20 protein-coding genes and 1 pseudogene are annotated in these 25242 nt (G+C 39.4%); 15 read left to right on the forward strand and 6 right to left on the reverse strand.

The features are described from left to right. Positions 1-2 precede the first annotated feature (2 nt). Positions 3-1391: an alpha/beta hydrolase gene (locus QYZ87_00925; protein ID MDN4753101.1), complete on the forward strand. Its 1389-nt coding sequence runs from the start codon at positions 3-5 to the stop codon at positions 1389-1391. A 66-nt stretch (positions 1392-1457) separates the two neighbouring features. Further along, on the forward strand, positions 1458-2339 hold the full coding sequence (locus tag QYZ87_00930; protein ID MDN4753102.1) for a pirin family protein: 882 nt from the start codon (positions 1458-1460) through the stop codon (positions 2337-2339). A gap of 113 nt (positions 2340-2452) precedes the next feature. Here the strand turns inward: QYZ87_00930 and QYZ87_00935 are convergent, their stop codons facing one another. From QYZ87_00935 to QYZ87_00960, 6 genes are all read right to left on the reverse strand, one after another. Next, entirely contained in the window at positions 2453-3394 is a 942-nt protein-coding gene (locus tag QYZ87_00935; protein ID MDN4753103.1) for a metallophosphoesterase, read from the reverse strand. Positions 3395-3449: 55 nt separating this feature from the next. Continuing rightward, entirely contained in the window at positions 3450-6302 is a 2853-nt protein-coding gene (locus tag QYZ87_00940; GenBank protein ID MDN4753104.1) for a TonB-dependent receptor, read from the reverse strand. A 370-nt stretch (positions 6303-6672) separates the two neighbouring features. Next, complete coding sequence (locus tag QYZ87_00945) at positions 6673-8388, reverse strand: alkaline phosphatase (GenBank protein ID MDN4753105.1); 1716 nt, start codon at positions 8386-8388, stop codon at positions 6673-6675. A 31-nt stretch (positions 8389-8419) separates the two neighbouring features. Continuing rightward, a complete protein-coding gene (locus QYZ87_00950) occupies positions 8420-9637 on the reverse strand; it encodes a Xaa-Pro peptidase family protein (GenBank protein ID MDN4753106.1) in 1218 nt (405 codons plus the stop codon). 1988 nt (positions 9638-11625) lie between these two features. After that, a complete protein-coding gene (locus tag QYZ87_00955; GenBank protein MDN4753107.1) occupies positions 11626-11814 on the reverse strand; it encodes a hypothetical protein in 189 nt (62 codons plus the stop codon). Positions 11815-11890: 76 nt separating this feature from the next. Continuing rightward, the gene (locus QYZ87_00960) at positions 11891-12334 is read right to left on the reverse strand and encodes a hypothetical protein (protein MDN4753108.1); all 444 of its coding nucleotides are present in this window, start codon (positions 12332-12334) and stop codon (positions 11891-11893) included. A 198-nt stretch (positions 12335-12532) separates the two neighbouring features. On the opposite strand from QYZ87_00960, the pseudogene QYZ87_00965 reads away from it, so the two are divergent. From QYZ87_00965 to QYZ87_01025, 13 genes and pseudogenes are all read left to right on the forward strand, one after another. After that, a pseudogene (locus QYZ87_00965) lies at positions 12533-13299 on the forward strand (IS982 family transposase). A 194-nt stretch (positions 13300-13493) separates the two neighbouring features. Next, entirely contained in the window at positions 13494-14096 is a 603-nt protein-coding gene (locus QYZ87_00970; protein MDN4753109.1) for an outer membrane beta-barrel protein, read from the forward strand. A 358-nt stretch (positions 14097-14454) separates the two neighbouring features. Further along, on the forward strand, positions 14455-15402 hold the full coding sequence (locus tag QYZ87_00975) for an ABC transporter substrate-binding protein (GenBank protein ID MDN4753110.1): 948 nt from the start codon (positions 14455-14457) through the stop codon (positions 15400-15402). 15 nt (positions 15403-15417) lie between these two features. Continuing rightward, positions 15418-16122: an ATP-binding cassette domain-containing protein gene (locus tag QYZ87_00980; protein ID MDN4753111.1), complete on the forward strand. Its 705-nt coding sequence runs from the start codon at positions 15418-15420 to the stop codon at positions 16120-16122. Further along, the gene (locus QYZ87_00985) at positions 16119-16889 is read left to right on the forward strand and encodes an ABC transporter permease (protein ID MDN4753112.1); all 771 of its coding nucleotides are present in this window, start codon (positions 16119-16121) and stop codon (positions 16887-16889) included. Before QYZ87_00980 ends, QYZ87_00985 begins: the two co-directional genes overlap by 4 nt. Positions 16890-16918: 29 nt before the next feature. After that, on the forward strand, positions 16919-17929 hold the full coding sequence (locus QYZ87_00990) for a hypothetical protein (GenBank protein MDN4753113.1): 1011 nt from the start codon (positions 16919-16921) through the stop codon (positions 17927-17929). 676 nt (positions 17930-18605) lie between these two features. Next, complete coding sequence (locus tag QYZ87_00995) at positions 18606-19634, forward strand: NAD(P)-dependent oxidoreductase (protein ID MDN4753114.1); 1029 nt, start codon at positions 18606-18608, stop codon at positions 19632-19634. Positions 19635-19811: 177 nt separating this feature from the next. Then, on the forward strand, positions 19812-20741 hold the full coding sequence (locus QYZ87_01000) for a transcription antitermination factor NusB (GenBank protein ID MDN4753115.1): 930 nt from the start codon (positions 19812-19814) through the stop codon (positions 20739-20741). Positions 20742-20785: 44 nt separating this feature from the next. Then, a complete protein-coding gene (yajC, locus tag QYZ87_01005; GenBank protein ID MDN4753116.1) occupies positions 20786-21109 on the forward strand; it encodes a preprotein translocase subunit YajC in 324 nt (107 codons plus the stop codon). 24 nt (positions 21110-21133) lie between these two features. Then, entirely contained in the window at positions 21134-22195 is a 1062-nt protein-coding gene (locus QYZ87_01010; GenBank protein ID MDN4753117.1) for a hypothetical protein, read from the forward strand. After that, positions 22192-22794, forward strand: coding sequence for a dephospho-CoA kinase (coaE, locus tag QYZ87_01015; protein ID MDN4753118.1), 603 nt, complete (start codon positions 22192-22194; stop codon positions 22792-22794). Before QYZ87_01010 ends, coaE begins: the two co-directional genes overlap by 4 nt. Before the next feature lie 28 nt (positions 22795-22822). Further along, a complete protein-coding gene (locus QYZ87_01020; GenBank protein ID MDN4753119.1) occupies positions 22823-23263 on the forward strand; it encodes a DUF5606 domain-containing protein in 441 nt (146 codons plus the stop codon). Positions 23264-23355: 92 nt separating this feature from the next. Continuing rightward, on the forward strand, positions 23356-25242 hold the full coding sequence (locus tag QYZ87_01025) for an amidophosphoribosyltransferase (GenBank protein MDN4753120.1): 1887 nt from the start codon (positions 23356-23358) through the stop codon (positions 25240-25242).

Below are 25242 nucleotides of genomic sequence, written 5' to 3' on the forward strand. Positions count from 1 at the left end.
TTATGAAACACTATTTACTTCTTTTCTCCTTGCTATTTTTTAGCATTCAATCTCTTGCTCAGACACCTATTATAGGGAGTTGGGAAGGGCAATTAAGTATTACTCCTGCTTATCGTCTTAGGCTGGTAATTCATATTACGGAAGAGGCGGAAAAGCTATCTGCCACTATGGATAGTCCTGATCAAGGAGCGTCAGGAATACCTATAGATGATATTACGTTTGCGAATAAGACGCTAACGTTCACATCCAAGATGTTACAAATAAAATATGAAGGAGTGCTAGAAGATGAAAAAGTCAATGGCACATTTACACAACAAGGTTATACGTTCCCTCTCGTGTTAGAAAGAGTGGTAGAGAAACCAGAAGAGCCTACCAATACCCTGCCATACGACTCAGAAGATATCTCGGTAACCAATACAGAATCGGGACTTAAAATTGCTGGAACAGTGACGAAACCTAAGCAGAAAGGACTATATCCAGCTGTAGTGCTCATAGCGGGCAGTGGTCCTATGAATAGGAATAGCCAAGTAATGCATCACAAACCTTTTGCAGATATTGCTGACTTTCTTACAAGAGAAGGTATCGTAGTCCTACGTTTTGATAAAAGAGGAATTGGGCAAAGCGAGGGGGACTTTGGAAGTGCAACGTTCAAGGAGTTCGCCTCAGATGCTATAGCGATGGTGGAATATCTGAAAGAACAGAACTTTGTGGATCAAAACCAATTGGGTATCATTGGTCATAGTGAAGGAGGAATTATATCCCAAATTATTGGTGAAGAAAGGCCTGAATTAATAGACTTCATCGTATTACTGGCCTCTCCTGGCACCCCAACAATAGATATATTGGTCCATCAAAATATGTCGGTTCTTAAAGATTATATTGAAGAGGAAAAAATAGACGAACTAAGGAGCGGCTGTCATAATCTATTTGAAATGGTGGCGTCAAAAAATGCAACTAGAGAAAGTGATTCACTCCATCTCGTGGCATTTAATGAAAAAGTACTATCCTTAACAAAACCTGAATATAAGCTTGCAGTAGCTCAGACAATCAATAATCCAAAAAATATTCAGAGGAACTTGACTGCGTACCGCACACCCTACTTCCAGGAGTTTCTCAAGTTCATACCCTCTGAACATCTCAAGAAGGTTACTTGTCCAGTATTAGCTATCAATGGACAAAAGGACACTCAAGTCCTTTCAGAAGACAACCTTAGAGCGATTGAAAACGCGTTAGGAAAGAGCGTCGTAATCAAAGAATTCCCTACTCTTAATCACCTTTTCATCCCATCCGAAACTGGTGATGTCACGGAATATTCGACACTAGAGGGTACTTTTTCGAAAGATGTACTCACTTTTATCTCCGACTGGGTTAAAGAAAGACACAGCCTATAGGTAAAAACAATCTTTAGCTTAGAGTTGTTAGGATAAAAAGAGTTCCAAACGTTTAAATGTAAAAATATGAAAGGAAAAAGAAAAGCAACTCAAGTTGTTCGTGGACAAAATGCTGTAGACGGTGCTGGAGTACACCTACGTCGAGTATTAGGAAATAGGACTGTAGAATCCTTTGATCCATTCTTAATGTTAGATGGATTTGATTCTAAAGATCCAAATGACTACATAAAGGGCTTTCCATGGCACCCTCACAGAGGGATTGAGACCGTAACCTATCTAGTATCAGGTGAGATGGAGCATGGTGACAGTCTGGGGAACAAAGGAACAATCAAGGATCACGGATGTCAATGGATGACCGCTGGATCGGGTATTATTCACCAAGAAATGCCTAAAGCTTCGGAACGGATGCTAGGAGCTCAACTTTGGGTAAACCTCCCAAAGAAAGATAAGATGACAGAACCTAGTTACGGTGACATCAAGTCAGAAGATATCCCAGTCGTTAATGAGGAAAATGCAACCATTAGTATTCTTTCGGGTAATTACAAGGGAACCAAAGGTGGGTTTATACCAAAGTATGTTGATGTCACCTACTTTGATGTAGATCTAAAGCCTAATCAAGTATGGGAATATGATGGTATATCTAACAACCAGACCTTATTCACCTATCTTCTTGATGGCACCATGGCTGTCAATGATGACCTTGATGACTTTGAGAGGAGAGGATGTGCAGTGCTATTCACCACATCTAATAGTGATGAATCTCAGCATGACACTCTTGTGGTTAAGGCTGGTGAGGAAGGTGCTCGCTTTCTTTTATTAGCAGCTAAGCCTCTAAAAGAGCCTGTTTCATGGGGTGGACCAATCGTGATGAACACCAAAGAAGAATTAGACCTTGCTTTTATGGAACTAGATGATGATACTTTCATCAAACACAAAATCAGCAAGTAACTAAAGATTCATTGAAATAAAGAAAGGAGGCAAACACGTAAAATTCGTGTTTGCCTCCTTTCTATCAAATAAGAAAAACGAATTAAATGCTTTTTTATCGGACACCAATATTCTTAGATAGTGAAGTGATAGAGTTCATTTCCTTCTTTATCCAGGAGGTACATTGTTAGCTGGCCCGACTTATAAGAGATGAAGCCAAACCCAGTTTCGGGGCTACAGAATTGGGTGCCATCTATAGCCTTTACTTTCCGAGATTTAGATCCAGACGATAGTACCACAAAGTTGGTTTTCACATCAGGCTTTACAATGTGCTGATGATTATGGATATGCCCACAGACGTAGAGATCTACGCTATACTTCTGCAGGAGAGGAAGGACATACCGCTGCATATCAGACCTTTCAGATTCATCCTTAGATGTATCAGCAAAGATAGGATGGTGTCCCACAACGATCTTACGATCAGCTGTGCTCTCGCGAAGTACCTTTTCTAGCCATTGTAGCTGTGCTTCACGGCTCTGCTCACTAGCATCGGAATACTTCTTCTTCGTCCTGTACTTCTCTATCAGGGGCGGTGTGTCAAGAACAAAGATATCAAGCGTGTGTGTCTCATCAGTTTTATAGCTCAGCTTATAATAGCGAGCAGGCATCTGCCAGCGACGGCTGACCTTAGAGTAGTCTATCAATGCCTGCACATTACCCCTATATTCGTGGTTTCCTACTACTGGATACCATGGTATCTGTAGTTCGGGATGGCTATAAACGAGCTCAAAATTAGTCAACCAAAGAGGATCGGAAGAGCTCTCGACGCCTATATAATGGAAGGTGTCACCGAGTGCTAACACAAATTCAGCATCGCCTTCGTCTGCAAGCTCACCCATAGCGTGTGCTACTGTTTTCTGATCGTAGTAGCCATTTCGTCCGAGATCGGTAGCAAGAATAAAGTTAAATCCATCGTCACACGCCTTGGCAATTTCCTCACGTGAAAGTTGAGCCCAGCTTATGCTCGGGATAAGCAGTAGTAGAAAGAGTAATGATAGTTGATTTAGTCTTTTCATATTTTCTTATGGTTTTAAGGGTGTACCGATGTGGTCGCACCAGTTATCAAATAATTTAGAGATTGAATCTTAGTCCAGCCTTGAATGTAGGCTTATAAAACTCGAGTTGCATTAGCCTATCTTTCTGACCTTGGTAGTAGAAGAGAGGTGTATTCAGTAGGTTATTGCAATCAACGAAGAGCTGTAGCTTTTTTCCAAATTTGTAGCTAGCATTGAAGTCTAGGAATGTCTGAGCACCGTAATACGCATCTTCGAAGGCCTCAGATCCGAGCTCGTCAAGATAAGCAGCAGCGAAATTGAATGAGATACGTGCAGTAAGCTTCTTATCTTCGTACGCCAAGGAGGCATTTCCAGTATGTGGTGCAGAACCAGGGAGTGCTACATCTGTACGCTCATCACCATCTTCGGTCGTAATACCTTTAGCGGCTGAATGTGTATAGGTATAATTGAGATAGATGGAGAAGCGACGTAGAAACGTCGAAGAAAGGAAGTCAAGCTGACGATTGAAGGAGATTTCTACACCATACAGATCTACTTTACTACCATTTCGGTAAGTGCTATACTCCCACCGCTCACCATCTGGGATAGGATTAGACATCTGTGGAAATTCCTCAGCAAAGCTCTCTTTAGTGTAACCCTTTGTACGATATTTATAGATGAAGTCATTCATCTTTTTGTAAAAGAGACCAACTGAGAAAGAGCCTACATTGCCTGGATAGTAGGAGGCGATGATATCGAAGTTATGTGCGTAAGTACTCTTCAACTCTGCATTACCGCTCTGAATCTTTGTATCTGAGGTTCCAATATTTAGATAGGGAACGAGCCAGTAATAATTTGGTCGTGCTATAGAGGTAGAGTAAGCAGCACGAAGCACGAGTGGCTTCATGGGCTGGTAGCGGAAGGTAAGATTAGGAAAGAAATTAGTGTAATTGTACGTATCCTCCTGGTCAGGACCTTTCTCGTCATCTATCAGAGTATGTCCAAGATATTTGACTGTAGTATGTTCCATCCGTAAGCCCGCAATAATGAGCAGGTCTTCATTGATATTTTGATCCCAACGCAGATAGGCGGCATAGATATTTTCAGTTGCTTCATAGTTCTTAGTCCAGTACTCTTCGAGAACGTCCTCACGCTCATATTTTGAGCTATTATTAAGATCCATCCCACCAAGATACTTATTACTGACAAAGGCTCCTGGTGTGTAGCCCTTGCTATTAAGGAACTTCGTATCATCCCAGTTGACCTGCTTGAGATTAGCAAACTTAAGGTCTCCCTCAATCGGCTCATACTCATTGTAGCTATTGTTCCTATCTTTATTCTTGATACTCAACTTTGCTCCTAATCTTAAACGCCCTTTCTGTTGGTCAATGATGCTAAGTGGTACCCTAAAGTTAGCAGCTGCACCATACTGATTTTCGTACGTCATCTGCTCCTCCTCAGATATAGTCTTAGACTTGAAGTCATCTAAATTAGCACTGATATCAATGAGCTTAGGGTAAACCCCATCAGAGAGATCCTGCCCTGCTATCACATCTTTGGCACGCATCACGAAGTAGCGTTCATTAGGTCGATGTTCAGAAGCACGTGAGTAGGAACCTTTCCAGTCAAGCTCAACGTTACTACCAAGTAAGTGCTCTCCCCCAAGTGTGATATCATATATTCTTTGGTCTTCAAGACGTCGATTTTTATTGCGGTTACTGTCGATACCGCCCTTGGTCTCGCGATCTATACGCCCCTCGAAAAGTCCTCCACCTATAGGCTTCATCTTATTCATACGAAAGCGATAGCGATTCTCTCGATCATCACGCCAAGTCGCTAGTGTCTTAAGGTAGAGTGTCTGATTCTTATTGAACTGGTAATCAAAGTTAAGAGAAGCACTACGGCGAATACGCTGCACGTCATACTTACGAATCTGGAAGTCCTCCATGTACACTTCGCCATCTTTTTCGACCCATGCTGCTTCGATATTGTCGGAGCCATAGTCTCTATTATGATAGGAGAGGGAAAAGACCATCCCAAGCTGGTCATTAACGAAGCGATTCCCATAGGTAAAGTCCATCTTCCCAGTACCTGTATTACGAATAGGATTGTATCCTCCAGAGATAGAGCCTGAGATCCGTTGATGACGTGGGGCTACTTTAGTCACTAGATTGACAGACCCACCTATCGCATCGGCCTCCATGTCAGGTAGAAGTGTTTTGTTCACTTCGATCATGGAGATCAAGTCACATGGGATGAGGTCCATCTGGACGTTTCGATTATCGCCCTCAGCACTAGGGATACGGCCGCCATTAAGTGTCACAGAGTTCAGGTTCGATGCGAGACCACGAAGTACTATATTACGTGCTTCGCCTTGATCATTTTGCATGGTGATCCCTGGAATACGCTTAAGAGCATCACCGACATTGGAATCAGGAAATCGACCAATGTGATCGGCAGATACCATATTAGTGATATTGGTATTGCTACGCTCAGTATTAAGTGCACGAGCCTGACCTTTGGCCAGCTCACCGATGACGACTACTTCACCAGTAGTAAATACTTTGTCCTTAAGCATAACGTGTATATCCGTTGCTTTGCCTCTCTCCACAGTGACGCTCTTGGTGAAGGTCTCGAAGCCGATATAGTCAACCGTCAGTGTATAGGTGCCTACTGGCACGGCGAGGAAGACAAATTGTCCATTTAGATCTGCTACAGTATAGCGATTTTCTCTATCCAGTCTGAGTACAGCACCAGGCAGTACGCCACCAGACTGGTCTACAACCACACCCGATATGTTGCCCGTGGGCACATTGGTTTCATTGTCTTTTGTCAGGTTCTTGTCACCCTCAGCGAAGGCAGTCATTGGAAGGGCTAATAATGCAGTTAGTGCAAATAGGATAGCCACTAGTTTTCTCTTCGTAATCATGTAATCCTAAGAATCTTTAATCTTTTATAAAAAAGCCATGTTTTGCTCGTGCAATTATAGCCCCCTATTGTTAAGACTGCATGAAGTCAATATCACAATCTTAAGACATCTCAGGTGTACAGTATAATCTCTTATATAAAAGTAGATAAACAAAAGTATCCGTATCTGATAAAGTACGTTTTGGCAATTATACACTTTTTAGAATACAAACTCTTAGCAATGTTGCTTACGAATCTGGAACAATAATATTTAGTGTGAAAAATGCTCAGCAAATGCAAACTCATACTAAGCAAACAATAAAAAACGGAGCAAGACATGAATATATTTCATGCCTTGCTCCATTCTTATCCCACTAAATATGAAACTGAATTTATTTTAGTAACTCTAAAACAGAGTTAGAGATATACATTTGCTCAGTTTTTGGAGAATAAACAGTAGAAATAGGCAATAACTGTTCCTTACCATCCAGCTCCACTATGGTCGTGAATGGCTTAATGACGAGTGTATGCTTATTGTGCTTTACAGTCAGCACCATATCTACAGAATCCTTACCCTTCATCTCATATTTCATCCCCTTGAATAGTTCGCTATGAGGAGCAAAGTACTCCTTTGTTAGGTCCAACATACTTGATTCCAAGCCTAATAACTGACGCATATATTCATGCAACTCTAGATTAGTATTAAAGCCCATCAATCGCTGCTCCTGAGTAGGTGCGTAGGTTGCCAGAAAGACCTCTTCTCCTGTATGCCCTCCGGTAGTAAATTCTAGTCCCATCTGCTTACGATAAAGGCTAGCTATATAGCTGGATAAAGAGGAGAAGTCGCCTTTGTTCCTACTAGCTTCTTCGGTAGAAATACCGAGCTCTCTAAGTTTATCTACGACGACTTGGCGATCTTCACCTTTCTTTCCCTTTAGGTCACTGAGGATACGGATAACATCAGCCTCTTGATCTGTCAATGAGAAGCCTGCATTTTTCTCAAATTCTGAGGCAATATCATCAGCATCTAAAGACTGAATAAACCTCTCCATCCCTACTGAGGTTAATTTAATGTCAGTTAGAGGACCAAAAACTTCAGTGAGAGAAGCACCAGCATAGTTTTTTAGTCTTCGAGTACCGATACTAAGACCACTATTTCCATGATCGCTCGTCACAATGACGACGGTATTACCATCTTTTTTGGCAAAATCAAGAGCGACCCCAATGGCACGGTCAAATGCTAAAAAGTCAGTAGCCATAGCTACCGGGTCATTAGCATGGGCTGCCCAATCGACCTTTGATCCCTCCACCATAAGCATAAAGCCTTCATCAGATCCATCTAATGCTTTAATGGCAGCAGCTGTCATCTCGTCAATCCTTGGATCTGTACCATCTTTGGCATCAAGATCATAGGCGACATCCATTGGACCGAAAAGACTCCAAACCTTCTTACCATTATAATTGGTAAGAGAGGACAGATCATTCTTAAAGACATCATAACCATTCTTCTTTAAGTATTCCACTTGACTATGGTCTAATAACATAGCACCACCACCGAAAACGACGTCGATATTATTATGAACCATTTGTGGGACGATCCACTTGTAATTACTTCTCTTGTAGCTAGAAGCGACACAATCAGCAGGTGTAGCATGTGAGAACTCAGAAGTCATCACCAAGCCAATCTTACGACCTTGTAAAATACTAGTAGCCTGCATAAGAGTCATCAATGGGCGATACTCCATCGATGGATCCAATGGCACTAAGTCGTTCTCGCCATCGCTAAATGGGTATGTCGCCACAAATCCTTGAATACTGGGGACACCAGTCATATAGGTACTGGTGGTCGGAGCTGAATCCCCAATAGGGGCATTAGAGCAGTAGGTCAAGATCGTACCACTCAGATATGGATCTACAAAAAGTTTTTGCTGAGATGGATCTTTCAGCCTTTGATACCAACGAGCTAAAGAAACGGTACTTAAGGATGTCCCATCAGAGATCATCAGGATAACATTTTTAGCTGGGGCTACACTCTGTGCCATTAGCAAGAAGGGCATCATAGCCACCAATGCCGATAAGAGCAATTTGGTTGTAAACTTTGATTTCATGATTATATCTATATTTAATTACAATGATTTCTTATTCCTGAGACTTATTAATGGTACTCTGGTCGTCCAATGGTATCAAATCCATTGCCAACGGAGTAATATTCTCAGGCCCCTCTTTAGTGATGATATAGGTATTCTCTAGTCCTACAGCCCCTACCCTTTCAAATACAAACTTAGGCTCTAGGGCAATCACCATTCCTTCCTCAAACGTTCCTTTCCAACGTGGCGTAAGTACGGGGACTTCGTTTATTTCAATGCCTACTCCATGTCCTACAAACTTTGCTTGGAACTCAGTACCCATAAAATTGGCTTCATAACCCTCCTCTACTGCACGCTGATAACAATGGTTATAGACCTCCGCGATCTCTGCTCCAGGCTGAGCATATTCCATAAACCACTCATGTAACTCAATAGACAATTGATGTGCCTTAATCACATTTTCAGGTAGCTCCCCTAGGAAATAAGTACGAGTGATATCAGTCTGGTACACTCCAAAGTTACCCGACATATCTACCATGACCGTAGTTCCAGGGATGATCTCCACATCCGCAGCACCCATAGGCATGGCAGGGTCGCCAGATCCACCCATCGTAAAGTCATAAGGTGCAGGATTGACCGCATTAGTGCCAGCTAATACGTTACCCATAAAGATCTCCATTCTAGGACCAAAGGCTCTAAATAAACCAATAGAACCTCTGCGTCTCATTTGGTACTCCAATTCATGCTGCAGCTCTGAATCAGTCATTCCTTCCCTATAAAGTTCTGGCACCAGTCGATAAATCTCCATATGAGTAAGTGCGAGACGACGTATCTCCGTTAGCTCTGACGCCGTCTTTATGCTACGGACTTCACGCATCAGTGTAGAAGCATCTACCGAACTAACCACACCCGCATCCGATAATTTCCTCAATCGTTCGTATTCAGTCATCGGAAGATGTCCCAATTCAAGTGCAGTCCGGTCAGTAATTGACAGGCCCAGTCCATCAATAATGTCAGGGATTAGCTCAGGCTTTCTGACCATGAAAATATGATCCTCTGGAAAGCCAATAAGTGCATTGGTAGGGCGTTCTAAGAAAAAAAGAGGTAAGGCTTGGCTTTGGTCCACCAACGTATAACCTTGAATGACACTACCAGTCAAATACAACTGTGAGGGGACACTTCGAAGGATAACATTTTGCACATCCGCTTCACGCATCGCCACTCTAATTTTTTGTACTCTCTCCTCTATTTCTTGTATATTAATATTCATTTCTCTATATATTTTTATGTCTATGTTTTATCAATACAAATATACCACTTTTAGAATTAGCTATAATCACGTCTAAAGTTTCAATCTGGATAAGATTCTCTGAACATATACAATTTCATTACGAACAATAAATATATCCTACTCATTATTTAACTTAAAGCACAATAGAGCTCTATCTTCAATAGGGCATTAGATCCGTGTTTTTTTAGTTGCATCTTTCGTTGTCCCCCATTACAGACACATTAAACTCTCATATCATGACCTGTTTTCTATTTCTTACGTCGAACTCACGTTATCCTAAAGGCATAATCAGGCCCTAATGAGAGGAAAAAGAAAGCGTAATAATGTGAGGGTATGTTATGAGTACCGAAAGAGACGCAAAAAAATGCAAACACGGATCATGCTCTATCTCTTACCTAACAGTTAAAATTTCATAGCTAATAATTGCATATTTCCATAATAATATCTAAATTTACAAATAAAAATTTTCAACATTTTAAATCTTTTAAATTATGAACACAAAAAAAAATTACTTGCTTTTTTTAACATCCATGCTGCTTTCTATTAGCTGTAGTGGAAATCACTCAAATGTTCATGAACGAACCTCGGGATCTAATATAGAGAGTATGACAACATAAAAAAGCCGAACTCTATATAGACAATATTCTGTTAAGAAACAACGAGTCTTCCATTACATCTGACTTGTTAGATGCACATTTACAGGAACTAAAGGGAATTGAGATTAAGACCGACGAAGAACCGATTGTTCGTAGCACACCTTTGTATTCGTTATCTGACCTCTACGAATTAGCAGAAAAAGATGTGGACAAATTCTTAGATGCAGTTGCTATTTCTAAAGACATAATGTTCAAAGAAAAGCACAAGTTCTTGTTATCAAAAAACGAGCTTACTTTAAATGGATATAATACTTTTTTTGACGAGATACTTATATCAGTCAAAAAAAACAAACTTTCTTCATTTGAGGCTGACATTTTAATTTCAGCCAGTAAGCCAATAGTAACCATACAAAACACACAAAATTCCTATCTAAAAAACTAGGATCGTTGACAAGCTGAATGCAAAAACAACAACAAAGATGTAATAAAAAAATACCTTAAAGATGTTCTTATATCTGGTGGTATAAGATTTATTCCAGGAGTTGGGCCAGTATCAGGTGCTATTGGTGTTGAAAAGGCTGTTATTGATATGGTTGAATGCCATTATGACGCAAACGAAGACTATAGCGATTGTCGCAATCAAGTAGAGTAAATAACTATGAAAATTAAATATTTCTCAAAAACAAGAAAAGAATACAGAAGCAGCAACATACCGCTGGAGGCATGGATAATAACCGCCATATTCTTGATAACCTTAATTTTATCCCTTCTGCATACCTTTGTAATTAATAGTCCTATTCTATCTCAAGCAATATACATTATAGCAGGAATACAAGCTTTATACTGTACGATACGATTTATAATGGAGTTATTCAAAGGGAACATTGACTACGCATACCTAATCATGCTTATAGCAGGAGTATCAATCTTTTACGACTACTTTTTCTAAAGTAAAAAGGACAGGGGATAATGCATTAGAAATGCGATCATTTACGGAATAATCCGAATTGTTATGTGTGGATAATAAATTATATCCATCGATGTATTGATGTAAAAAAGCCCCCAAAAAAAACGCCGAAATAAGTATTTATAATGCGTTAGCCATAGTCATGATAAGAACATTTCCAGAGCTTCATCTCCAATCATGACTCTTACAATGGAAACAAAGGTCAAACCCTCCGCTTCTAAATGCACCTCTCTTTTCGGAATTAAGACACCGTTATGATAAAGATGATTATCAGACACCAATAACCCTAATTCTACGAATAAAAGCCTTTGTGCACGTGAAATTGGGCTAAGTCGCCCTACCGTTCATAAGTGGTGAAACAAATAATCTCTTCCAGATTTCAATATAGAAGAGATTATTTATCTTTAAGTCAGTGTTCTAATTATCATTACTGCAAATGGGATTTGTGAAACTGCGGATATTACCAATGCTCTTGACACTATATCGTTAGTAATAAAAAAAGAAATTACTAGTATTAATACTGTGTATATTGATACCATAGCAATTCCAATCTTTTTAACTGCAATCAGTTTTTCTTTTTTTCTAAATCCCATAAGACTTTGTCTAAATACAAAAAGAAAAATCGCAGAAGTAACCAATGCTATGAGAAAAACGGATATGAACATATTCTTAGTTTAACAAGTTACAGTACTTATTGCCGCACTTACGGTTGCCAACGATTACTGACATTCCTCTTATTACTACAGCTGAAGTTGTATCTAATGCCATCGCTATACCTGCCCCCTCTGTTCCCCAAAGAGTCTTGATTCCGCCAGAAAACATATTGCAAACAAAAGTATCCAAACTCCAAGCTCTTAGATTTGAACTTCCCATTTCAAGCCTTTTTAAACATGAAAGAGTTAAGTGCTTGGCTACTACAATAGATTCTATTTCAGACCGTTCTTCCATTGGGAGGACTTCTATCTTTTTCATAAGAAATTTCAACTCTTTTTGACTGTAGATAGAAGTTTGGTCATTATGTTCAAGAACAACCTCTTCAGCTTTGTTTTGACTGCTACAAGAAGATGTTAATAATACAGAGAACGCGGCTAACACCAAGATTAAGTTTTTCATGATTATGTTGTTTAAATCAACCCTCTCGTTAGAAACGATTCAAATATACAAAAGAGATATTTAATACAAGAATAATTACATAATTTAACGCGAGTTCAATGTAAGAAATCAAGGGGAATAGAGTAATAAAAGCAGTGAGTTATATGTATATTAGTAATTGATTAACAGATAATTACAAATAAATAAAACACCACTTTTATGATGAAAAATATACTAGAATTATTTTGTGTTATCGATGATTTCTCTATTCAGTTTGATCGTGTTGTTGTTGAGAATGCTATAGAACAAGGAGGATAGGATAGAAGAGAAGAGAAGAAAAAGAAAATCACGTCTTTCTGACAGTGAGGTCATGACAATACTCATACTTTTTCACATGTCAAGATATAGAGACCTCAAGTCCTTCTACCTCAAATATGTTCAGGTTCATCTTAAAAGTGAATTTCCTCAAATAGTCTCCTATAATCGTTTTGTTAAACTTCAAACTAATGTGGGGCTAAAGCTTGTTATATTCCTCAATATGTGCTACTTAGTAAAGTGTACAGGTGTTTCTATTATTGACTCTACCTCTCTAAGATCTTGTCATATCAAACGGGAAAGAAATCATAAGAATATGAAAGGTTGCGCACAGAAAGGTCGCTCCACAGTTAGTGAGGTTTGTGGGTTGATTCTATAGGTTTAAACTACATCTTGTCATTAATGACAAAGAAGAGATTATTACCTATCAGATTACCCCCGGTAATATAGACAACAGAGAACTATTAAAAGACAACTCCGTCTTCAATAAACTCTTTGGTAAGCTCATAACGGATAGAGGATATATCTCAAAAAGTCTGTTTAATAAGCTTTTTATTGATAATATTCACTTGATTACAAAGCTTATGAAGAATATGAAGAATGCTCTAATGCATATTCATGATAAAAATGCTCTATGTCACAAAAGGGAGAAGAATCTACTCTATACTATTAGTGCCTGGTAAGAATCTCAATGAACCTCATAATAAATAGGGCTATAGTCTATTATACAATAATTAGAAAGAAGAGTATCTATCATAAAACTGTTTTAATTATCAATGAATTAAGGATGTTTATTGTACCCAATAATTTTTTTTACTACTTTTGCTGAATGAAAAAAAATTATTGAACTATAAAATAGACACTAATGAAAAAATTATTTTACACAGCCATTCTACTTTTTTCTTTCAGTTTTGTAGCATTGGCTCAGGAAAGTGGTAAGTTGGAGCTTTCCATCTATGGAGGAGCTAAGATGTATCAAGCCAATAAAAAAGCTTACGAATACCACTTCAAACCGGGTTTTGGTCTGGGTGTAGAGGGAAAATATCAGATTTACAATCAAGTCTATTGGGTCTTCGGGCTAAATGGAGGTACGGATGATGGTACTAGCTTGACTGATAATGACGATCAAGGTGTATCTCACAACATTAGTTACTATCGCCGCGACTACAATGCCCTAACAGGTCTTGGTGTAAATCTATACGAAGCTAAGCAGTTTTCAGTATATGCTCAAGCGATGACTGGTATAGGCTTTGTTCAAGGTTCTACTGGAAGGATCGTTAATAGTAAACCTAGCAATGTTATTAGAGAATCAATCTTAGAAGTTAATTATCTTCTATCCGCTGGCACAGGCCTAGACTATCAGATCGGCGAACGTTGGAAAGTGGGGGCCTTTTATAACTACTCATACCTTGGTGACTTTGATGGATCTCACATGGTAGGTGCAAAAGTTTCGTTTATTATTCCTTAAGGAAAGAGACTAATAATAATCATCTCAAAGATCCCTTATAGTATCTTATTATGATCACTATAAGGGATCTTTCCATATACCTACTGTGGTACAGAAAATCCCTTCACTCTTTAAATCCTAAATTAAACGCTTCCTTCGCCATCAACCTCGCCAACCTATATCCCAAATGCATCATTCAACTTCACTGCAGATTTGCAAACCGATCTGCGTAAATAGCACTTCGTGCAACATCTCTCTACATTTTATAATCGTTAAGTGAAATACCCTGATTCTCTAAAAAGAAACATCAATTATATTATAAATAAATAAAATAAGTACATTTGCAGAACTCTTTATCTAAATTAAGAAAAAAGCGATTATGAATAAACGTTTCTTTGGCTATACAATTTCATTGCTTATATCGATAGCATTACTTTTCAGCACCTCATGCAGTAAAGATAAGAATAATAAGGTGGAGTACTCTCTTAAGATTGGGGCTATGTCCTCATTAGACTACATCCCCTATGTTGTGGCACAAAAAGCAGGGATATACGATTCACTCGGACTGAATATAGAGATTGTAAAATTCTTTAGTGCCAATGAGCGTGACGCAGCTTTTCGTGGTGGTCAGGTAGATGGTACCGTCATTGACTATACTGGGGCTGCCATCCAGCATGCTGGTGGCATGGGATTGGCCATTGTTATGAAACATGATGGAGTCTTTGAGATGATGGCTGTGCCTGAGATAAAGTCCATGGAACAACTCAAGGGCAAAAAGATTGGCGTCAGTAGAAATACCGTCATCGAATATACTACTGACATGATGCTACAATCATACGGAATGACTGAAAGCGATATTGAAAAGCCTGAGGTCAATAAGATCCCCCTTCGTATGGAGATGATGCTGGCCTCTGAATTGGACGCTTCTATCTTCCCCGATCCATTTATTACCATATCCAAGGCCAAAGGCTTCAATTCTCTATGCTCTAATAAAGATCTCGATATTTCTGTAACAGGAACAATGCTTACCCAGAAAGTAATTGAGGAAAAGAGTGATGCCATCAAGCTCCTAATCGAAGGATATAACCTGGGAGTACAATACATGCTAGATCATCCTCGTGAGGAGTGGTCGTACATCTTAGTGGAAGACGCTATGATCCCTGTGAACGTTGCTAACACTGTGGTATTACCAGAATATACATTCGCTGAATTACCTAGTAAGAAGGATATTGACCAAACCATCAAATGGCTTAAGGACAAAAAGCTAGTACCAGCCGACTACAATGGACAAGGATTGGTAAATCCAGACTTTATCCCTGCAAAATAAGTATCACACTTTGAGATGAGTGCTATTATCGTAGAGCATCTAAGCGTCTCCTACCATCGTGGGACACAGGAAACAAAAGCCATTGAGGATATAAGCTTTTCGATTCCCCACGGTGGAATACTAGGCGTCACTGGGCCATCTGGATGTGGTAAGTCCACTCTACTACATGTCCTTGCTGGTATCATCCATGATTATAAGGGTGCCATCAAGATTGATGGTAAAGAACCCAATCCTGGTCAGCACTCCATCTCCCTGGTACCCCAACAATTCGCACTACTACCGTGGAAGAGAGTGAAGGAAAATATCCTTCTCCCTGTAACATTAGGCAAAAAAAGTGCCCAGACAGATCAATTGCAAAGTGTTATTGAATCTCTTGAGATTGATCAACTCTTGACTCGATACCCTGCGGAACTCTCAGGGGGACAGAAACAGAGAGTAGCATTAGCAAGAGCTTTTATACAATCCCCAGACCTACTTCTGATGGACGAGCCTTTCTCTGCACTGGATATTCGGACTGGTAAAAAGAGTCGTGACTTCTTCTTAATGATGCACAAGGCATTAAATATGACTACGATCCTGGTCAGTCACAACCTAGAGGAGATTGTAGATATATGTGATCAAGTGATTGTGATGGGTGGGAGTCCTGGCCGAGTTTTGCTCCATAGTGACGATGTGAACTATAAGAAGATTTCTGAGCAGCTCAAAAACATTATGGAATGAGAGAGTCTCGCAAAATATTTTATCGTTTCATCGTTGGAGCTCTTCTCCTGAACGTGCTATGGTGGTTAGCCTCTATAGTAATAGACGGTAACGCCATGATCTCTCCCATTAAGGTCTATAAGGCATTGCCAGAAGTCTTAGTAGAGGGTAATATGCTACATCATCTAGGTGCTAGCATGAGGCGGTTATTCATAGGCATTCCGATAGCCTTGATACTAGGGGTATTGATCGCCTTACTAATGTTTTATTTTCGTCTGTTTGGTAAAATGATGAGTGCCTTTACCTACCTCGCCTACCCTATTCCTAAGTTAGCACTGCTGCCGATCGTTATGCTTATAGCAGGCTTAGGAGATGGAGGAAAGATTACTATGATCGTACTGATCGTCATTTTCCAAGTGATTGTTAATGTCAGAGATAGCCTCTCGAATATCCCCAAAGAATGTTTCCTCATCAGTACGTCACTCAATGCAAGTCAGATTAAGGTATTCAGGCACATCATATTGCCCGCGACACTGCCCGAAATACTTTCAACCACAAGGGTAGCGATAGGGACGGCCATCTCTGTCCTCTTTGTGACCGAGACATACGGTACAGACAAGGGCATGGGATATTTTATCATAGACTCATGGATGCGATTTAATTACATAGACATGTATAGCGGGATTATCGTCCTTAGTATGGCTGGATTTTTCCTATTCATACTCATAGATATCCTCGAACATGTACTTTGTGGATGGAAAGAGGTGACCAATTACCAACAAAATTAATTTTTATTTCAAATAATATTTTTACAACCATGAAGAGAAGATTTTTTACTTTATTACTTCTAACAACCCTCATCTCATTTGGGGCTAATGCCCAAAAGGGCAAATCATTTGCTGATCGTATAACAGTAATGGGTTATGGACAATTTGGCTACTCAGCAAAATTTGAAGACAACGTTGGGAATAGCAACTCATTCAACATCAACAAGATTGAGGTTCTTGCTATTGGCAAAATCAATCATCGCTGGGATATGGGTATCACGGTACAATTCCACGGGAAACCGATGCTTAAGGATTTATATACACAATACTCCCTTATGCCTGAGCTTCGAGTACGATTAGGTCAATTCAAAACCCCTTTCACTATTGAGAATAACATCGCTCCTTTCCTAAATCCTCTTATCAATGGTGGAAGTATCGCTACTACTTACTTTGCAGGGATAGCAGGAAACCCATATTATTATGGTACTGCGGGTCGTGATATAGGCTTAGAGTTATCTGGAGATCTTTTGGATAATCTATTTAGCTATAAAGCTGTAATCCTCAATGGCATGGGTATGAACTCTATCGCTAGTATTAATCCTAAGTTTTTTGGTGGTGGCCTCTATATTCGCCCACTACGCGAACTTACCTTACATACCTCATACCTGGGTGGTCATGTACAGCCTATGAATGGTATGGAGACACATGATCGCCATCGTGTATCTGCTGGCTTCCAAGTTAAGACACAACCTATCAGCATTAATGGTGAATATATGTGGGGTAAAGATGGTGAACAAAAAGGACAAGGTGCATACCTAACAGCAGCTATCCACTTACCACTTCGTTATGATGTCATAGTAGCAGGTGATTATCTTGACACCAACATGGAGAATAAAGATAGCGATGTATTCACAACCTCAGTAGGCTTAACCAGATGGTTTTACGGTAGTTGCCGCTGGCAGATAGAGTACCAGTACCGCCATCCTCGTAATGGTGCTAGCTTCCTAGATATTTATAATAAGGGACATAAGGTGGCTGCACAAGTTCAGTTTGTATTCTAACAAGGCACTTCTCAGACTACTGTGTCGCTATAAAAAAGCTTCACAGTAACATTGAAAAGACATCAAGAAAAGACAGAGCATCGGTATATCCTATGCTCTGTCTTTTTATATGTTCACACTCTCTAAACTCTAAATGAGTACACCATATAAATCTTTATCTTCTACCGAGCGTCAAATACTGTGCAAATCAGGCTATCCCCTTCTGAGACAAGGATAAATATGGCATCTGTAGACGTATCCCTAAAAGCGTTTTATTAAGGCTAATAGCAGACAAAAAATTTAGTTATAGTAAAGAGAAATGTTTCCTATAGGAAAAATATTTTTTCTATATGAGAAGAATAACTGTTTCATATGAGAAGAATTTTCACCACTCCCAGAGAATACATTTTCGAAAAAGCACCTCCCGTTTAGTTACCTACCGTGAAAGTAATAGTAAGACTCCGAGCGAAGAAAAATGCAGAAAAATAAATTAGTTACATGTCATGCTCATCTCAAAATACGCGTAATATATCCAACTAGAGTTATTGCCTATTAACTACTTAGAAGGCAGGCATAACCGATCAAAAATAACTAGATTATAGATAATCTTAAAAATACCAAATACCCATCAAGTCTCTTTTATTTTTTGTACCTTTCAATACCCAAGAGAATAAATTTACTATACATTGTTAGACTCATGAAAAATAAAAAGATAAGAGTACTTATTACTGGAGCAGGAGGAAATATTGGGCGAGAGCTTGTAAAGATGCTTGCCAGACGAAATAACCAAGTAGAGATTAACGTTTTCGACCTAAATACAGCTGCCAATAGAGAGTTTTTTGACCGCTTTTTAGGGAAAATCAACGTTTACTTCGGAGATATAACAGACCCTTCTAGCCTATCTGGTAATGTCACGAAAGATAAAGACATCATCTTTCACCTAGCATCCATTATACCACCTCTAGCTAACGAAAATCCTAAACTCGCATACGATGTGAATGTTAATGGCACATCTAATCTGGTTAATTCATTACAGGTAGGTTCACCCGATGCTTTTATAGTAATGGCATCTAGCGTCGCTGTCTATGGAGACCGCTTAAAAAATCCATACATCAAGGTGGACGATCCACTACTGCCTATTGAGGACGACTACTATGCTGAGTACAAGGTTCAGATGGAAGAGATTATACAAAAGTGCACCCTTAAGTGGAGTATCTTCCGACTGGCTGCTATCATGGGGGTTACCAACCATGTCAGCCCCGACCTAATGTTCAAGATGCCACTTGAGCAGGTGATAGAGATATGTACACCACGCGACACCGCTAGAGCTCTTCTAAATAGTATAGATCATGTCGATGAGCTAAATGGTAAGATCTTCAATCTCGGTGGCGGTCCATCATGCACCACAATATATGGGGACTTCCTACAAAATAACTTTAAAATATATGGCCTTGGAGCACTAGACTTCCCTCAGCATGCTTTCGCCACACAGAACTTCCACTGTGGGTTCTATGAAGATGGAGATATATTAAATGACATTCTAGACTTCCGTAGAGATACACTTGATGATTACTACCAAGCCCTTAGAGCTAAGACTCCGAGCATACAACGATGGGCTACAAAGGGACTATCTAAGTTGGTAAAAAGTTATCTGCTATCTAAGAGTAAGCCATACGAAGCATGGCTAAATAATGACGAAGAAGAGATGAAAAAATATTTTGGTTAATTCAGCTCTTTATTTCCAAGCTCTTAGAAGATAAATTCACATCTTGTACCACTTTCGATTGGATAAAACCTCAAAGATCGTACTCTATTTGTCGGAAAAGTGGTACCTTTGTCGCCAGCAGGTTGGCGAGGGGGCCACAAAGCAAAAGTATTTATTGTAGCACTAACATTATAGAAAATGATCAATCGTTTACTTATCAGAATAAAGACTCTTCAGATTCTTTATAACTACTACAGAGTCGAGGGAATGTCAATGAATAGTGCTATTGGGACTTTACGTAAAGCTCTTGATCATTCATACAAGTTATATATCTACCTTTGCGGTATTCCTCTGGATATCGCAAATATTGCTGAGGATAGACTAGAGAGGGAAAAAGAGAAGTTTCTGAAGGATACTGAAGTCATCAATATCCTAGAGCACCTATCGGATAATAAGTTAGTAAACATCATCAAGAGTGATGAAACTTTTTGTGAAGAGCGTCAACAGATCGCATCACTACTTCAAACTAGAGGTTTGGAGGATTATCTACAAACCCTAACTACTAGTGCTGTATCATATATTCAGGACGTAGAAAAGCCTATTAACTGGGATGATTTTTCAGAAATACGCTCAATCTGGAGAGGCTTCTATGGCGAAAAAATACTACAAAACGAAGTCTTCTCTGAACTGATAGAAGAGACCAGCACATACCTTAATGATGATATTGGGATAGTCTTTACATTTGTAACAAAGGCTTTCAATGCCATCTCTGAAGAGAAGACCTTCTCTGAGGTTCTGAAACCGCCATTTGTCAATGAAGCGGATGAGGATTTTGGCCCCATCTTAATAGAGCAATCTATCATCAATGGTGACGACTACCGCGAGCTTATCAGTAACTACTTCAAAAACTGGGATAAAGAAAGAGTCAGCGAGATGGATTACATCATTATGCAATTGGCTCTAACCGAAGCGATACACTTCCCTACCATTGCAACGAGGATAACGATTAATGAATATCTTAATCTGGCACACTACTACAGTGCACCTAATAGTTATACCTTTATCAATGGTATCTTACACGAATTATTCACAGACCTTAAAAAAGAGGGTCGAATAATGGGAGAATAAAATACAAAACATTGCATTACAATTATTAAACAAAAAAAATACTTATGGAACTTCTTACTCTTTTACAAACTTCTAATAGTGGATTAGGTGGCATGTCAGGCATCATAATGATAGTCCTGATGATTGTTATTTTCTACTTTTTTATCATCCGTCCACAGAGCAAACAGCAGAAAAGGATTGCAGAAGCGAGAGCAGCTCTAAAACCTGGTGACAAGGTGATGACTGCAGGTGGCATCTACGCTATTCTTAGAGAAATCAACACTAATACTAATCAGGCTGTAATAGAAGTTTGGGAAGGTGTTAAAATGAAGGTAGATCTTAATCAGATTTACTCTATCGAAAGTATCGAAAAGTCTGAGAAAAAGTAATAGGATCATAAGCTGTCCAAGAAGATGAAGGGCATAGGTCGTACACTAAAAGATCTTAGGGTAGTCTCTTATTTTTCAAAAGGTAAGAGATGGTTAATTCTTTGCTTGTGTATGTTTCTGGCCCTCGTCATCTGGTTACTACAGTCACTTAATGACACCTACACAAAGACTATTGAGATAGAGATAGCACCAGTTAGCTTGCCTTCTCGCTACTCAATAGACGACTCTGTGGATCTTCCGTCCACTATAAAGATTGAGATTACTGCTACGGGGAGCAAATTGATGAACTTCACGCTCTCTCACCAGCTCTTTAATAAAGAACCAAAGCTTCATCTCGAAGTAGATTCGCTTCGTCTAGATCCAGAAGGCGGGTTTTGGAGCGTGGCTGACATAGAACTAGTAAGGCAAGTCAGGCACTCATATCCAGAGCTTGACAAGTACTTTAGCTCCAGTGAAGATCGCATATTTGTTCGTCCTGATTACATTGGATTTGGCTATGTTCCAATGGATAAGATCTCTTTACCAATAGTATTCAATAATCAATTTGATTTCGGAGAGTCTAAAAATAGATTTTTGAAATCACTTCAAATGGATGAGGAAGAGGTTGTTGTATATGGACTGAAGACAAAGCTGGACTCTATAAAGGCTACCAGCGGCGTCATCCTAACGGATACTTCGACGATTATGCTAGATCAAATAGGGATCAGCACTCAAAAAGTGGCACTCCTTCATCCTGAAGGTATAAAGCTCTCATTAGATTCTGTTAATGTTCATCTAGATGTCCAAGAACTAAGATATTATACATTCACTAGTAATGAATTATTGGTAAAGAGCTTACCCGAGGATATGTCTATTCGTCTATTTCCGGCTAGTATCAAAGTAACCTACCTAGCTGAAGAAGACTCTAACCTAGACGAAATAAAAAGACAGCTTAAGCTTTACATTGACCTAAATGAGATTAAGGACTTAACTGAGACAAAAAAGTTGAAGGTTAACTTTGATACCTTACCTAGAGAAGTACACATGATTCAGCTCGAACCTGATCAGGTAGAGTTCATACTTGAAGAGAAGGCTCAGAACAGATGAAAGTAATTGGTATCACAGGGCTAATTGGATCAGGGAAAAGTGTGGTCATGAAACTTTTTGGGATCCTATACGATATCCCAACCTTCAATAGTGATCTGAAAGCAAAGGAGATATACTATGACTCAGATATACGAGAGAAGATTATAAGGAAGCTGGGCATTGACCCAATTACCGATGAAGGTTCTCTGAACAAGGATGGGTTACGCCAGCTAGTAACAGGGGACGCTCACATGAAGAATGAGCTAGAAACAATTGTTCACAATGGACTAAAAGAGAAATTTCAGAGTTGGGTAGAACGTCAGACATCCGACTCAGTAATCATAGAGTCTGCCATCCTTTATACATCGGGTTTTCATAGATTCTGTGATCAAATAATTCAAGTTACAGCAAAGGAAACTACAAGAGAGGCACGCGTACTGTCACGAGATAATTCCATGACTATCGAACGTTTCCAGCAAATTGTGGATATACAAAGGGAGGAAGCTATACGACAAGCGAATGAATCTAATTTTACCATCAATAATGATGGTGATATTTCGATTGTACAACAGGTGGAAAACACCTATGAAAAGATATGCAAAAGAAATTTCAAACAATAGATTTACCATTAGACACGATAAATAATATATGAAACTGACAGACATTATTTCCATTTCAGGGAAGCCAGGACTTTATGAATTAATTAATAAGACTAAGAGTCCATTCACAGCAAAAGATCTTGACACTAATAGAAAACTGCCTATCTTCCCCCGAGATAATATTGTATCACTCGCCGATATATCTATCTACACAGAAGATGATGATATGCCACTAGGAGAGGTCTTTGAAAAAATCAAGGAAAAGCATCCGAAAGGTATTGAGGATAGCAAAGCCATAATTTCTAGCTCTGAAAGCTTACATCAATTCATGTCTGACACTTTGCCAATATACGATAAGGAACGAGTCAGAGATAATGATATTAAGAAATTAATAAAATGGTACAATATTCTCATAAAGGCTGGTATGGAGTCATTCTTGACCAGAGAAGAGATAACTGAGGATAATAAGGAAGTATCAGATAATAAATAAGAAACAAGAATATGAACCAGCTACTATATATCGTACTTAATTGTGCCAAATAGTTGCTGGTTCTTTTTTCATAAATAACTTAAATCCAATTTATGGAGCAACTCAAACATGAATGTGGCGTAGCGATGGTAAGACTTAGAAAACCTCTAAGTTATTATCAAGAAAAATATGGTACATGGCGCTATGGACTAAATAAGATGTACCTATTGATGGAAAAGCAGCACAATCGTGGCCAGGATGGAGCAGGTCTAGCTTGTATCAAACTCACAGCCCCTCCAGGTGAAGAATATATGTATCGCCAGCGTGCCTTAGGTAATACAGCAATCACTACTGTATTTTCTGAAGTGGAAAAGCTGATTCAGTCGTATAATCCTGATGAATGCAGAGACTCCAACTTCTCACAAGCACACGTGCCATTTGCAGCAGAATGCTACATGGGGCATCTCAGGTATGCCACTTTTGGAAAGCAAGAGATGCAGTACGTACACCCGATGATGAGACGAAGTAACTGGAGGGCCAAGAGCATGGCACTTTGTGGTAACTTCAATCTCACGTCCGTAGATCAAATATTTGACTCTATTTCATCTGTCGGACAGCATCCTCGTAACACATCTGATACTCATATCATTCTTGAGCAATTGGGACATAGATTAGATCGTGAGATAGAGCATAAATTCAGAGAAAGTAAGGCTAAGGGCCTTACAGGGATGGATATTACTCATGATATTGAGTCACGGATTGATATTTCACAGCCGCTAAAAGACTGTGCTCCACTATGGGATGGTGGATACGTCATGTGTGGAATGAATGGAAGTGGTGAGATGTTTGTTCTCCGAGATCCATGGGGTATTCGTCCAGCCTTCTACTACATCGACGAAGAGATTATCGTCGTGGCATCTGAAAGAGCTGTGATTCAAACCGTCATGAATGTTACTTATGACAACGTTACCGAACTACAGCGTGGAGAAGCTCTAACCATCGACAGAACTAGTACTAAGATCGAGAAACATCAGATACTTGAGCCAAAAGAAGACAAAGCGTGCTCATTTGAACGCATCTACTTCTCGAGGGGTAGTGATATCGATATTTATAAAGAAAGGAAGCATCTAGGTGAGCAATTGGTGCCAGAGATCTTGGAGAACATCAATTATGACATCGAGAATACAGTATTCTCATTTATTCCTAATACAGCAGAGGTAGCGTATTTTGGAATGCTTGAGGGGCTAAATAAGTACCTAAATCAAAGGAAAGTTGATGCCCTTACGGGTAAGAAAGATTTGTCGGAAGATGAGCTTCACAAGATACTAGATACCCACATACGTTCCGAAAAGGTTGTGATTAAGGATATTAAGCTACGCACCTTTATATCCGAGGGCAATAGTCGAAAAGATCTGGCTCAGCATGTTTACGATATCACTTACGGGAGTGTAAGACGCGGGATAGACAACCTTGTTGTCATCGATGATAGTATTGTGAGAGGTACTACACTCAGAGAGAGTATCCTAAGCATACTAGATCGCCTAGGGCCTAAGAAGATTGTCGTGGTCTCCTCAGCCCCTCAGATCAGGTATCCTGACCACTACGGTATTGACATGAATAAGATGCGTGAGTTTGTTGTGTTTGTCGCTGCGATAGAGCTCTTGCTAGAGCGTGGTGAAGCTCACATTATTCATGAGACTTACAATAATATCATCAAAAACTTGAATACTGGCGTATTAAGAGAGCATAACTTCGTGAAAGATATATACAAACCTTTCTCAGTCCATGAACTCAATGAGAAAATCATTGAGATCTTAAAACCAAAAGGTCTCAAGACAGAGATAAGCCTTGTATATCAAAGCATTGAAGGGCTACACAAAGCCATACCTAATCATAAGGGAGATTGGTATTTCACTGGGGACTTCCCAACCCCTGGGGGTACGGAACTGACCAACATAGCATACAAAAACTTTTACGAACAAGACTTTAGAAAATACTAA

This window comes from Porphyromonadaceae bacterium W3.11, assembly GCA_030434245.1.
Taxonomy (GTDB): domain Bacteria; phylum Bacteroidota; class Bacteroidia; order Bacteroidales; family Porphyromonadaceae; genus Porphyromonas_A.

Coding starts and splice junctions, on each gene's coding strand:
- QYZ87_00960 (MDN4753108.1), bottom strand. CDS start 12,334: ATGAAAAACTTAATCTTGGTGTTAGCCGCGTTCTCTGTATTATTAACA.
- QYZ87_00935 (MDN4753103.1), bottom strand. CDS start 3,394: ATGAAAAGACTAAATCAACTATCATTACTCTTTCTACTACTGCTTATC.
- QYZ87_00955 (MDN4753107.1), bottom strand. CDS start 11,814: ATGGGATTTAGAAAAAAAGAAAAACTGATTGCAGTTAAAAAGATTGGA.
- QYZ87_00930 (MDN4753102.1), top strand. CDS start 1,458: ATGAAAGGAAAAAGAAAAGCAACTCAAGTTGTTCGTGGACAAAATGCT.
- QYZ87_00940 (MDN4753104.1), bottom strand. CDS start 6,302: ATGATTACGAAGAGAAAACTAGTGGCTATCCTATTTGCACTAACTGCA.
- QYZ87_01010 (MDN4753117.1), top strand. CDS start 21,134: ATGAAGGGCATAGGTCGTACACTAAAAGATCTTAGGGTAGTCTCTTAT.
- QYZ87_00990 (MDN4753113.1), top strand. CDS start 16,919: ATGAAGAGAAGATTTTTTACTTTATTACTTCTAACAACCCTCATCTCA.
- QYZ87_00970 (MDN4753109.1), top strand. CDS start 13,494: ATGAAAAAATTATTTTACACAGCCATTCTACTTTTTTCTTTCAGTTTT.
- QYZ87_00925 (MDN4753101.1), top strand. CDS start 3: ATGAAACACTATTTACTTCTTTTCTCCTTGCTATTTTTTAGCATTCAA.
- QYZ87_00995 (MDN4753114.1), top strand. CDS start 18,606: ATGAAAAATAAAAAGATAAGAGTACTTATTACTGGAGCAGGAGGAAAT.
- QYZ87_00985 (MDN4753112.1), top strand. CDS start 16,119: ATGAGAGAGTCTCGCAAAATATTTTATCGTTTCATCGTTGGAGCTCTT.
- coaE (MDN4753118.1), top strand. CDS start 22,192: ATGAAAGTAATTGGTATCACAGGGCTAATTGGATCAGGGAAAAGTGTG.
- QYZ87_01000 (MDN4753115.1), top strand. CDS start 19,812: ATGATCAATCGTTTACTTATCAGAATAAAGACTCTTCAGATTCTTTAT.
- QYZ87_00980 (MDN4753111.1), top strand. CDS start 15,418: ATGAGTGCTATTATCGTAGAGCATCTAAGCGTCTCCTACCATCGTGGG.
- QYZ87_00945 (MDN4753105.1), bottom strand. CDS start 8,388: ATGAAATCAAAGTTTACAACCAAATTGCTCTTATCGGCATTGGTGGCT.
- QYZ87_01020 (MDN4753119.1), top strand. CDS start 22,823: ATGAAACTGACAGACATTATTTCCATTTCAGGGAAGCCAGGACTTTAT.
- QYZ87_00975 (MDN4753110.1), top strand. CDS start 14,455: ATGAATAAACGTTTCTTTGGCTATACAATTTCATTGCTTATATCGATA.
- yajC (MDN4753116.1), top strand. CDS start 20,786: ATGGAACTTCTTACTCTTTTACAAACTTCTAATAGTGGATTAGGTGGC.
- QYZ87_00950 (MDN4753106.1), bottom strand. CDS start 9,637: ATGAATATTAATATACAAGAAATAGAGGAGAGAGTACAAAAAATTAGA.
- QYZ87_01025 (MDN4753120.1), top strand. CDS start 23,356: ATGGAGCAACTCAAACATGAATGTGGCGTAGCGATGGTAAGACTTAGA.